At 61.1% G+C, this 12,197-nt stretch carries 10 protein-coding genes; 1 reads left to right on the forward strand and 9 read right to left on the reverse strand.

The window, feature by feature from the left end; translation table 11 throughout:
- Positions 1–166: 166 nt before the first annotated feature.
- The 4 genes from ACLFKU_RS40555 to ACLFKU_RS40570 all read right to left on the reverse strand — a co-directional run bounded on the left by ACLFKU_RS40555 (position 167) and on the right by ACLFKU_RS40570 (position 4,265).
- Positions 167–1,078, reverse strand: coding sequence for a hypothetical protein (locus ACLFKU_RS40555; RefSeq protein WP_410852969.1), 912 nt, complete (start codon positions 1,076–1,078; stop codon positions 167–169).
- A gap of 188 nt (positions 1,079–1,266) precedes the next feature.
- Entirely contained in the window at positions 1,267–1,659 is a 393-nt protein-coding gene (locus tag ACLFKU_RS40560; RefSeq protein ID WP_410852970.1) for a hypothetical protein, read from the reverse strand.
- 362 nt (positions 1,660–2,021) lie between these two features.
- Positions 2,022–2,951 (reverse strand): DUF2950 domain-containing protein, encoded by a 930-nt coding sequence (locus tag ACLFKU_RS40565; protein WP_410852971.1) that lies wholly within the window; start codon positions 2,949–2,951, stop codon positions 2,022–2,024.
- Between the two features lie 9 nt (positions 2,952–2,960).
- The gene (locus ACLFKU_RS40570) at positions 2,961–4,265 is read right to left on the reverse strand and encodes a DUF3300 domain-containing protein (protein WP_410852972.1); all 1,305 of its coding nucleotides are present in this window, start codon (positions 4,263–4,265) and stop codon (positions 2,961–2,963) included.
- A gap of 608 nt (positions 4,266–4,873) precedes the next feature.
- Between ACLFKU_RS40570 and ACLFKU_RS40575 the strand changes: the two genes are divergently transcribed.
- Positions 4,874–5,095 carry a hypothetical protein gene (locus tag ACLFKU_RS40575; protein WP_410852973.1) on the forward strand — a complete coding sequence of 74 codons (222 nt, stop codon included), beginning with the start codon at positions 4,874–4,876 and terminating at the stop codon, positions 5,093–5,095.
- A gap of 305 nt (positions 5,096–5,400) precedes the next feature.
- Here the strand turns inward: ACLFKU_RS40575 and ACLFKU_RS40580 are convergent, their stop codons facing one another.
- The 5 genes from ACLFKU_RS40580 to ACLFKU_RS40600 form a co-directional block, all read right to left on the reverse strand.
- Positions 5,401–5,652, reverse strand: a complete 252-nt coding sequence (locus ACLFKU_RS40580; protein ID WP_410852974.1) for a hypothetical protein — start codon at positions 5,650–5,652, stop codon at positions 5,401–5,403.
- Positions 5,653–7,571: 1,919 nt separating this feature from the next.
- Positions 7,572–7,970 (reverse strand): hypothetical protein, encoded by a 399-nt coding sequence (locus tag ACLFKU_RS40585; protein ID WP_410852975.1) that lies wholly within the window; start codon positions 7,968–7,970, stop codon positions 7,572–7,574.
- A gap of 507 nt (positions 7,971–8,477) precedes the next feature.
- Positions 8,478–9,473 carry a 2-hydroxyacid dehydrogenase gene (locus ACLFKU_RS40590; RefSeq protein ID WP_410852976.1) on the reverse strand — a complete coding sequence of 332 codons (996 nt, stop codon included), beginning with the start codon at positions 9,471–9,473 and terminating at the stop codon, positions 8,478–8,480.
- 58 nt (positions 9,474–9,531) lie between these two features.
- On the reverse strand, positions 9,532–11,121 hold the full coding sequence (locus ACLFKU_RS40595) for an aspartate:alanine exchanger family transporter (protein WP_410852977.1): 1,590 nt from the start codon (positions 11,119–11,121) through the stop codon (positions 9,532–9,534).
- 81 nt (positions 11,122–11,202) lie between these two features.
- A partial coding sequence (locus tag ACLFKU_RS40600) for a glucose PTS transporter subunit EIIB (protein ID WP_410852978.1) occupies positions 11,203–12,197 on the reverse strand: 995 nt, incomplete at its 5' end.

Here is a 12,197-nt window from a genome sequence, read left to right on the forward strand (position 1 = left end):
CGCCATGCGGCAGTTCGCGATCCTCTACGAGGATCGCTTCACACGACCCAACAGCTAGAATGAAATTGATCGCCTGCCACGCCTGAAATGTTCAGACGCCTTGCACACAAAAATTCAGACACTCCCCCGCTTCCTGCAGGCGATCCGTGCCGCAAAATCCAGCCACCTAAAACCGTATCGTCACATTGACACTCGGACCATTAAAGCGAAGCGTTTGCACGAGCTGATCGCTGGACCCGTAAAAAGCCAGATAACGATAAGTGAGGCTAACGTCGCCCCATTTCATCGCGTAGCCAACGCCGGTCATCGCCTGCCACGTAAACCGCGAACTTCCCCCACCCACGTCGATGTAATACGGCACGTACCAACGTCCATCGTCGGTGACGAGCACATGCCCGCGCACACCGGCGAATCCGTCGAATATATTCTGCTCCCCCGATGCGTGAATCTCGGGGCTCACCGTCGTACCACTATTCGAGCTCGCCGTGAACGAAGCGTCCAGTGTTGACCGCACACCGAGATAACGCATACCCACAATGGCGTCGACGTTCCCCCACGTCCCGTGAAGCACGGTGCGCCCGCCCCCCAGCTGAACCAGCACACCGCGGAAAGTGGTCTCGGCGCTTCTCTGCGTGTCACCCCCACCTAACAGGCCGTTCGTCGCATTGACCGAACTGTCATGCCGGCCGAAATCCAGGTAGATGCTGTCCGCAAAGAGGCTCCAGTCCCCCTTGCGCGCCTCGCCTTGCAGCATGATCACGAACTGGAGATGCTGAAGGTAATCGTAAGGCCCGGTGGACGCGTCAGCGCCTCCGCCCGGAAGCGAAAAACGCAGTGTGCCGCTCACATTCGGCAGCCACAGATAAGGCGTGATCGCGAACTGCCACTGATCACTCGCGTCGACGGTGTCCGGCGCCGTTGCGAAGGCTTGCGTGCAGAACACCGCGACGAAGAGTGAGGCGATGCTGCGAGCGCAACGAATCATGACAGGCTCCTTGGAATAGGGTGGGGAAACAACCACACGCGCTGCCTGTGGCCATTCGATCGCCGGCCTGAACCGTTGAGATTGCGTGAGCATGTTCGCCCACTCCACCGTCCGATGTTCAAAAGCTCAGGTCCGCCAGGGCCAGCACGGTGAAGATGTTGACAAGTAGCGAGCCCAGGTTCAGCAAGACGCGATCAAGCCGACCGACGACTTTTGAAACTGACTCGCGTTATTTCGTAACCTGCCTGGCAGACGAGCCCTGCGCTCACGTAACGCGAGGACTACCGCCCCATGCGCCGGTCGTAGCTGCGTGAAATCCGCCCAAGCAGCGATGGATCTCGTGCATCAGCGGATTTGAATTGCACGATCACGCTACCATCGCCTTGCTGACGCACGTCCGCAGTGACGGTGCTACCGTCAATGGTTCCGGCTATCGCCCCGCTGCCGGGGTCCTGAACTGTGATCGCGAGACCCTTGTCGCGCATCGCGCCTGCTGCGGCGGCAAAGGACCGATCGAAACTGGCCGGCTGCATGACCACGGTGGCGGGAGGCGGCGGGTAGTAATACGGGCATCCAGCCAGAGGTAACAGGCCGGCGCATGTACCGGCGAGCACGAGCCGTCGCGCGACGACGCCCTTCTGTGCGGGCAGTCGCCGACTCCTCCGTGAGCTCATCATTTTTCTCCTCGGGTGAATAAGCAAGGCCGATGGCGTATGGCGGGTGGCGTGGACGTCCTCAAAGCTTGCACGTGCTACGGCTCGGCAGATGATCCGGTAATACCTGCACCTTTGGTTGCAAGGGTGGCGGCGAGCATCGCACAAGCGGTCTGCGCTCGTGCAGGGCGAAACTCAGATCAGTGACAGTCGGGTTGTTTGCGTGCCGAACAGGCCTTCACATCACGCAGGTGGTAGGTGATCAGCGTGGGTTGATCGGGTGATAGAAAACCACTCGCCCAGCGCGCAGCTTTCGATCGCTAGCAATGCCAAGGCTTGCCGGCATGTTGTTGGCATCGATGGTCCCCGTGCCGACGCCCGCCTCACTCGCTATCGCGGTCGGGCACCTTGCTCCACCCCGGCCCCGGGTCGAACGATTTCGTGGCCTGCGCTTTCGCTGCACTCTCTGGCCCGAGGTCGCGCTCATAGACCTGCCCGGCGTGACTTACCATGAACGTCTTGATCCCGGTGTCGCCGTACTTCACCGGCCACGCGATGACAGCGAAGCCCCCAAACAGCTTGCCTTTCACGACGTAGTCATACGCGCCGCCGGGTGCATGTGGCCCCTGCGACTCGAGCAGCTTGAAGTGGTATCCGTAATAGCCGGCATTTTGCGCATTTCTCGAACTCGCATCCACGAAGGCTTCGCCAAGCGGGCTCGATGGGTCGTCCGGTCCGGTCGGCCAATACAGGCCGTCTTGCTTGCCCGGCGAGCTCACCATCTTCGACGCGTAGGCAAGGACACCCTCGCCACCGTGATTGGTTTGCGCATACTCGCGCTGCGCGTCGTAGATCGCCAGCATCGTCTGGATGACAGCAAGTTCGTTGCCGCCAATGCGCCGCAAGCGTATCTCTTCTGCGCCAGCCCGCGTATCGAAATGCCATCCTTGATCGTTCTTGACGAGCGGAACCGGGAAGGTCCAACCATCGTTGCCCACAACGATGTGAGCATCCCCGTTGTCCGTGGGCTCGATCGTATGGGATTTCGCCCACTGCGCCACAAACGTATCCCGCACTGGCGCGCCGAAGGGCGGAATCAGCTCACGTAAGTCGCTGCCAAAGATCGTGCGTAACGCGTCCTCTCGATCCTTGACGACGGCGTCGCCAAAGGCATCCATCGCAGCCTCGGGCGAACCGAAGCTCTTCTGGGCAAGTGCCGACGGCATCGTCGTGAACCACAGCGCAACTACCGCCGCGAGGTTCGCAAAGGTCAGCGTCAGCAGCTTTTTCACTCCTTGCGGATGAACGTTCATGGTCACTCCCTAGCGCCTGCCGCCACGACCACCGCCGCGCATGCCACCGCCTGCGGACCGGTTAAAGCCCGAACCCTGCATGCTCCGGCTTCCCCGGTCGAAGTTGCGCTGCGAGACACTGCCGCTTCCTCCGACGCCTGAAAACGCGCGGTCACGGCCGCCTCCGTATCCGCCGGCGTAGCCGCCGCCTGGATTATTGCTGGCGCGATTGACGTTACTGGAGGCGCTTCGATTGGCCGCGCCGGCGCGGTTGGTCCCTGCGGATCGGTCTGCCACCGATGCACGGTTGCCCGCGCCGCCCCTGTCTGTGGTCGTAGCCCGGTTGGCCGTTCCCGCCCGGTCGGCCGTGGCCACCCGGTTACCCGTACCGGACTCACGCCCACGATACTGGGACCGCCTGTCGGCGCCTGAGGAGCCCGCGAACTTGTCGCGCGTAGCGTTATCCCGGTAGGCCACGCCCTGGCGATGGCTCGCATCATGCTGCCAGCGTCCGCTCCTTTCACCGTTCTGGCTTCTCGACCTGTCAACGTTCCGGTCGACGTTTCTTTCCTTGTCATAGTTGATGTTGACGTCGCCCGAATTCCAGTTGCAGTCGCTGTAAATCGCACCGATAGCTGCAACGCCGAGGCCGAAGGCCAATCCGGTCGCGAGGGCCGCGCCGGGATAGTAACCGGGGTAGTAGGCCGGGTATGGTGGCCAGTAATAGGGCGGATAGGCCGGGTAGCTCCACGCACCGTAAACAACCGTCGGGTTGTACGCGGGAACGTAGATGACCTCAGGGTTGGCGGGCTCGATCCGCACGACCGTTGTCTGGCCGGCGGCCGCTGGCTCAACGATGACCTGTTGCTGCTCGTTGGACTTGAGGTTGCCCGCATCCTGCGCGCGCGCACGTAACCGCTGGACCGCTGCGAATACGTCTTTTTGCTGGGCGAGGAACGCGTCACCAAGCTTCTGTGTCCAGTCCAGCTTGTCGTACATCGGCTCCAGAATCTGGGGGAATGCCACCAGCGACTTCACGCTGGCGTCCCAAGGTTGATTCTGGACTGCCTGCACCGCGGCATCGCCTTTTACATTCGGATTCTTTTGCACCCAGCGTGCCGCATAGACGATTTCGAGCGGATAAGTGGACGCCATCAGGACCTGAGCCAGAACCGGGTCTGGATAGAGCGCGATCGGCGCAACCAGCGCCTCGAGCTGCTCCGGCTTGTAGGGCGCTGGTCCTTCAGAACCGCGTTCCGCGAGGGCAGGAGTCACCGCCAGCACGATCAGCCACAAAAGCGCGGCTCGTACCCATCGTTCGCTCCGGTTGGTCATGTCTCCTCCGTACGGCGGATGTTGACGCGGATAACGACGCGTTCAATGCAGGGCAGTGAACAGTCGAAAGCAGCGTGGCTGAGTTATCGACTGCTTGTCGTCTCAGCTCTGATTTGACTCTCTGACGGTCTCCGCGTGCAAGTTTCCCGGCGGGAGGTTTTAGCCTACGCGCCGTCCCGTCCATTGGGTATCGGACCTTGGTCCCATCCGTAGACTACAAATTCCGCGATGTCTCCCGTCGACTGCAAAAGCCGGTCGCTGCCACGAAGATGGGCTGAGGGTCAGCCTTGGCCGAAGACGACCTTGAATCGCTGTCCACGATCCGGGACTTGTTTCAACCGGCAAATATGAAAATGGCAAGCCACGCGCGCCACTCTATGCGCCGCGCATCGAGCGCTGACAAGATGCGGTCGTCGCCGGGGGGTGTGTAGCCTGTCTCCCGCGGCACGGCCCTTGCGATGCTGGACGAAACCCTTGGTTTCGGGAAGGCAGGGCCGGACGTGGCCGCTACCATGCCGGTGGCGGGTTGTTTGCCAGTCGGCGACATGTCCTGAATTCGCAGGCGTGGGATACCTGTGGCGCTGATGACGCAAAGGAGGGGAAATCGGATGCCGACAAGAACGATCAACAGGGGCAGACACACCTACCGGATTGAGACAATCGCACTGAACGGAGGCCTGCACACATTTGAGATCGTCCACACTGAACGGGCCGGAAACGTGACCAGAGAAACGCATCACCAACCGGGAATCGCGTATGCGACGCAAGAAATCGCCATGGAGAACGGCCTTTTCGTGGCCAACGAAATGGCTGAACAGGTCAAAGACTGAAATCTGTCGCCTGTCGCGCCGGGGCGCGAGCGATCGTTTTTTTTTCCAAAAGCGCATACCCACACGAAGGGGCAACCTGCCCGCAAGCGTGGCGGTCCCCCGTCTGAACCAGTCCGAAGCGGGCGGCAATGCGTAGCCGTCAAGGCGTGGAGCGTGGTCGCCAATCGGGCCAGGAAAGAACGCTTGCGTCGCCCAATGAGCGGTAGTTCGACGTCCATTTCCGGCCATCGAGCTATCCGCTGTAATCCATGGCGGGATTGGTTTAGCTGGCAGGCCGCCGGTGAGGGCCTGCCGTTCAAATCTACTCACCAACCGTATCCCAGTTTAAAGAGCAGGGCCTTGTTACCATCCTTTCCGAGCGCGGCCTCCAGGTTGGCGACGATTCCTTTGTCCGGCTTGAAGAGAAACTGCACGCCCGCGCCCGCGCTTGGAAAGAGGTTCGCCGACTCCCCGCATCCGTTGCGACTTGCGCCGTACAGGCATGCCACGCCCGCAAAGAGTGTGGCCGTCCAGCGCGCTGCCAGGCGCTGGCGCTCCTCGACCTCGATGGAGGACATGTACTAACCCAGGTACACCCATCGTGTATCCACAGTGGTACGGGAGCATAGGCCGCAGGAGGCGCATCCACGGTCCACTGGTCGCTCTGCCGCACTGCTTAACACATTACCGTCTCCGTGGCTCCAGATCTGCCTGTAGTCAGCCCGGCACACGCTGAAATTGTTGCTTCCCTCGATGCTCTTAAGATAGGCGACGTTGTTTATGTTCAAGTACCAGCCGCGCGTCGGCGTATCTATGATGTCCGCGAATCATGGTTGACGACAACGCCAGCCCCTCCTGCCTAGAAGCCGGTCGATCCTAAAAAGTTGAGCAGATCATTGTCCCAGGGCAGTCTGCCCCGCGATTTGATAGTTCGTCGATACCGCCTGTGCGCCGATGAACCAGTCGTCTTTGAGCCGATACAAGTAGCGTCCCACGAACGCCCGCAAGTGGTCCTCGGACTGCAGTGGCATACCCGACCCAAGGAAGTCGGCGTAATCGTTCTTGATCGACACCGGCCAGAAGCAAGGAAATCCGGTGTTGATCCGCGTCGAACGAAGTTCGGGCTTCGGTTCTTCAGATGCCGGATGTGGCGAATGATCGCCACTTGCTGCAAACGAATTCCGTGTATTCGCCCTACAGTTACCGTCACAGCCGGCACACCCCGACCGCTGATCAGCGAGCAACTGGAGTCGACCTAAGTGACCTGCGGCCATTCAGCTCTGGGGCGTTCATGGATGGGAGGAACACCACGCATGATAAGAAAAAGCGCTCCGTATGGACAAACTTGCACATGCCCGCCCTACGCTGTGCTTGTTCCGCTTGCTCATGAAGTCCATGCGTTTCGCGTTTTGTGTTCGTACTCGGGACATCTTTTCTCACTCTCTTTCCATGCGCTAGAGTAAGCATTCCAACGCGTCCGTACGTCGCGGGGCACCCTTCGGGACAGGCACTATCCTTACATTCAGCAAGACAGCACACATCAGCGGAGGTAAGCCATGGAAGCCGTCATCATTCTCTCGGCGCGAGAAAAAGCCGCGGCCCAGTCGTTTCATCTCACTCATGTACGGTCGTTGCTAAGATCCAGCGCAGTCGGCCGGGCGACCAGCAGGCTTCCATCTCACGCGGAGGCGACCTACCGGAACCGTACATGCGGCAACGTGACCGTGCTCCTACCTGGCGGTGACGTCAGTGCCACTCGAGCTTTCGAAGCGCTGTGCGAAACCGAAGTACCGCAACGGCACTTCGCCCACGCGGTACTGAACGGAAGCACCCATTGGTTTCCGTGTTCGGAAGCCGAGCACTGTCCGCACAGCGACGTAGTGTGCTTTCGTGCCTACTTCCGTCACCGAGGAAAGTGGCTGTTCTTCTACACCGAGGGTGCTCCCTTACCGTTTGGGGCTGAGGTCAGCTTTTCGAAGTACTTAGACTAGATCTGCCGCGACATTGCGGACAGCAGCGATCAGGGCAAAACAGTAGGGAAGACTCACACAAGTTAAAAGAAATCATCGCGATCTACTCACCGATTTTTGCAGGCATGGTGCCAACGTTATAACTGACGCTGTTGTCCCGTTTGCATGCGGCGTCCCCGCACGCCGCCAAATCATCCTGATGCGAACGATGCCGACTGACTCTTCAGGCCTCGTTCCGTGAGGCACGTGTGAACAATCCGTGGTCCACGAGTGAACGATGGCCGTCATGAAGCTCGCGTTGCTGAGCATTGACTTCCGCAAAAACCTGTTCCCGCTGTACGGCGTGGGGCGCCGTTTGCGCAATGACCACCCTGGATTCTGCTAGTAGGTTTCGTATCTCGTTGATCTGCGCAATATGGTCACGCATGAGCAGGCCGGGGGTGCGATGCATGGACTGCATATTTTGCCGGTGAACGCTGTTGACTGCCGCTGGCGAGAAATCTCGCGTGCGATCGCAGACTTGCGCCTTAGTGGTGAACCGGCCGCACTGGCGACCCCCTCCGCGGAATCCTCGCGCCCGCTCGCGCCTGGGTCTTTTCCGTGGACGAAATCGGGTCATGTGGAACGGTCGCGCTGTCGTACGCATTCATCTGTTCATCGATGACGAAGTCGGCCACTCTCATCGCGTTCATCGAGTTGCCGTCCACGTCGGTCCACTCACGAATCGCGCGATTGACCTTGGTTAGCGCGGTGACAGCAACCAGTATCGCGTCGGTCTCGGTGATCTTGCCTTCGAGATCATCTACGAGGTAATCCGCGACGCGCAGAGCCGCATTGATCAGAGTGCTGTCGTCGCTCAAGTCCGTCAATACCGCATGAACCACAGCGAGGCAAGCATCTTTGCGCGCAAGTGCGATGTCTGTCATGGGGCTCTCCTCAGAGTGGAGAAATTTGGCGGCCGTGCACAACAAATGGAATCCCGCGTGCGTCACTGCGATGAGACGATTTCGGTGCCAATACAATTTTTTTAGAGTGCGCCTTTCAGTATTGAACCTCCAGCGAAGTCGTCGCAGCATTGTAGGGCTGTCGAGCACTTGGTAGTTCAAGCCGGAGTGACTCTCGACGCGCGGCGCATTTTGCACACGAAATACACCATCGATCCAAGTCCATCTCTTGCCCCACTTAGACATCCGAATCGCCTGCGGAGATTGTCAACGATGCGGCTCGCGAACGCGGAGTCGGCGTGACCCGCTACGCCGCAACAATAGAAACAACCCTTATCTGTCGCATGAACACAGTTTGGTAGCCGCGGATGACATTGAAAATACGACCTTGGTCCCAATGTGATCGGCACGCCCGTGTCGCAATCGTTCAGGTAAGAAAAATTGCCTTCCGGACCATTCAATTTGTGCGCGGCAGCCGCTGCCCACGTGCTATCCCACCTTGACCTCGTTCTCCAAAGGTTGCTTCTTCTCGAAGGCCGTGATGCTTTGCAGGGTCGTTTCGCAGATGGTCGTCAATGCCTCACGCGTCAGGTAGGCCTGATGCCCCGTAACGATCACATTGGGAAACGACACGAGGCGCTGAAACACGTCGTCGGTGATGATTTCACTGGACAGATCACGGAAGAACAGATCCGCCTCCTGTTCGTAGACGTCGATACCAAGGCCGCCAAGCTGGCCGGACTTCAGGGCCTCGATTACCGCCTCGGTATCGATCAGCCCGCCCCGGCTCGTGTTGATGAGTATCGCGCCCGGCTTCGCGCGCTCGAGCGTCTTCGAATTGATGATGTGATACGTCTCGGGCGTGAGCGGACAGTGCAGCGAAATAATGTCCGCTTTCTCGCCGATCTCGCCGGTTTTCGCATAGGACAGGCCGAGCGCCTCGAATTGCGGCGACGGATATGGATCGAAGCCGATCACGTCGCAGCCGAAGCCGAGCATGATCTTTGCGAACACGCAGCCGATCTTGCCCGTTCCGACCACTGCTACAGTCTTGCCGCAAAGGTCGAAGCCGGTCAGGCCGTCGAGCGAAAAATTCGCGTCGCGGGTACGGTTATAGGCGCGGTGCACCTTGCGGTTGATCGCGAGCAGCAGCGCAACCGCGTGTTCCGCCACCGAGTTCGGCGAGTACGTGACGACGCGCACCACCTTCATGCCGAGCCTTGCCGCGGCTTCAAGATCAACGTTGTTGAAGCCCGTGCAGCGCAGCGCGAGCAGGCGCGTGCCGCCCTTGTGCAGCGCCTCCAGCACCTGCGCGTCTGCCCTGTCGTTGACAAAGATGCAGACGGCGCCGTAGCCGGCGGCAAGCCCGGCGGTGTCTATATTGAGCGAGAGGTCGAAGTATTGCAGCTTTTGCTGCTCGGCCTTGTTGGCCTCGTCGAGATACTGGCGTTCATAGCGCGTCGAACTGAAGACTGCCACTTCCATGATGTGCTCCTCCATGAATCCGCTCTTCGAGCGCCGTTCGCGTGCGGCGCAGGCGCATCTACCCGGCCGCAATCGCAATGGCGATCTGCACGAACAGCACCTTGACGATGGTCATCGACGGAAAAATCATCGCGTACATGACGTCGGGCTGATCGGTCGGCGCGATGCGGTTGGCGAAGGCGAGGATCGCGGGATTGCCGGTCGCGCCGCAGATCACGCCGACCGAAGTATCGAAAGACAGTCTGAAAACCCACAGGCAGAACACAGCCGTGACGCCGACGAGCACCAGCAGCGTGATCACGCCATAAAGCAGCAGCAGAGGTCCGGCGGTGCCGACGGTCGCGACGAACTTGGGTCCGCAGGAGAGGCCCACCTGCGCCAGAAAGATCGTGAGCCCGAGGTTGCGCAGCACGAGATTGGCCGAAAGCGGCATCACCCACACGAACGGTCCGTTGCGGCGCGCTTTGCCGAGGCACAGCGCGACCAGCAGCAACGCCGCGAGCCCCAGGCTGAACGCGCCGAGACCGGGCGCGCGCAGCGGGATCGCACCGACCAGCAGCCCCGCAGCCGCGCCGATGCCCAGACAGATGAAACTGAGGTCGGCCGTTCCCTTGATCGAATCGCCGAAGAACGCTCGGACCGTCGCCCGATGCGCGTTGTCGACGAGCAGGCCGACGCGGTCGCCCGCCTCGAGAATCAGATCCGGTGTCGACAGCAGATCGGTATCACCGCGCCGCACGTGCGCGATCGCGCAGGTCACGCCATCCGGAAAGCGCAGATTGCCGAGCGCCGTGCCGACCACCGACGGACTCGATGCGAATACGCGCAGATAGTCCAGGTCTTCCCGATGACTCGAGATACGCCCGGGCTGCAGCTCGCCGCATAGCGCGGTGACTTCGTCGAGCGGGCGGCGCTCGGTGGCAGTGGCGAGGAGGACGTCGTCGGCGCGCAGCGTGAAGTCGTCGCTGGGCAGCTGATTGTGATGCGCGCGCCGCACCGCCGCTATCGCCACGCCGGCAGGCAGGCGGGTCGACAGTTCCGATAGCCTCAGACCAAACAGACTGGCGTTGCGCAAAGCGATTTCCGCGGTCTCCAGCACCTTCGCCGACGGCTTCGGTATCTTGGCTTTCAGCGCCGCGTTCAGCAGATAGAGAAAAAGAATCGGCCCGGCCACGCCGAACGGATAGGTGACGCTATAAGCCACGGCCGCATCGCTGCTCTTCATCGACGCGATGGCAACCTGCAGGCTCGCGGTGCTCGTGCCGCTGCCCGCGAACATGCCGAGCGCATCGGCGAGCGAGATGCCGAAACGGATGAGGGCGCACGCCACCAGACCCGAAGCGATCACGCCGAGACAGGCGGCCGCATTGGCCTTCACGCCCTCCCGGCTGGTGAGTCCGCGAAAGAACTGCGCGCCGTACTGAATGCCGATGCCATAAAGAAACAGCAGCAGACCGAGTGTGCCCAGCAACGCCGGCGGCGCGGATTTCGGCGCGAACGCACCGAGCCCCAATCCGACGAACAGCACGGCCCCCGAGCCCAGCGCCACGCCCTTGATATTGATTTCGCCGACCAGGTAGCCGATCGCAATGGTCAGAAAAAGCGCGAACAGTGGCTGGGTTTCGAGGAAAGTTCTGACTGCTTCCATGCGGTCCCCTATAGATGGATCGAGCGACGCAGGGGCAAACCGGCATCAAGGTCGCTGCATCGCTCGCAGTCCGGCCTGCTCCTACCGCATTGCGCCTGCGAGATTGCCGGAGCCGGGTCCCACGATCAGATCTAACGCGCCGTTCTTCAACGCTTGCGTCGCCAGCACGCCCGCCGCTTTCAAGCCGGCCGCGTCGATGCGCGATGCGTCCGCCAATTCCACCCGCAATCGCGTGGCGGCCAGCGCATCGAGCTTCCTGATGTTGGCGGCGCCGCCCAGCGCCGCACGAATCTGTTGCGCGCGCTCCGCTTCTTGCGGCGAGACCTGCGGCGAGTCTTGCGCCGACGCCGCCGCACCCGCAGGAGCCGCGGCAGCCGCCGCCGCGCCTTCCACGCCAGGCGCGCCGGGCGCCGGCAGATCCGCTTCGGCGCCCGCTGTTTTCAGATAGTCCTGCATGTCGGTTTTCATGTTCTCCGACAACGGCCCGAAGATCGCCTGCACGCCGTTGCCCACGCGCACCACACCCGCCGCACCGAGCGCCTTGAGCTTGTGTTCGTCGACGAGCGCCGGGTCCTTCACGGAGATGCGCAGCCGCGTGATGCAAGCGTCGAGACTCGTGATATTGGAGCGGCCGCCAAAGGCGAGCACCAGTTCGCGCGAGCGTCCGCCCGCGCCGCTCGCGGCAACCGCCACGGTGTCCGCCGTGTCGTCCTCGCGGCCGGGGGTCTTGAGGTTGAAGCGTGTGATGACGAAGCGGAACACGCCGTAGTAGATCACCGCGTAAATTGGACCAAGGATGAAAACGTACCAGGCGTGCGTGGCCTTCCCGCCGATCAGGTTGAACATCAGAAAATCGATGCCGCCTTGCGAGAACGTGAAGCCCATGCGCATGCCCAGGGTGTTCGCCACGAACTGTGCCGACGCCGCGAGGCATGCGTGAATCAGGTACAGCACCGGCGCGACGAACAGGAACGCGAATTCGATCGGCTCGGTGATGCCGGTGAGGAAAGAAGTCAGCGCGGCCGAAACCATCATGCCGCCAACAGCGACCTTCTTCTCCGGCTTCGCGCAATGCC

Origin of the sequence: Paraburkholderia sp. EG304 (assembly GCF_046543485.1) — a bacterium.
Lineage (GTDB): Bacteria > Pseudomonadota > Gammaproteobacteria > Burkholderiales > Burkholderiaceae > Paraburkholderia > Paraburkholderia youngii.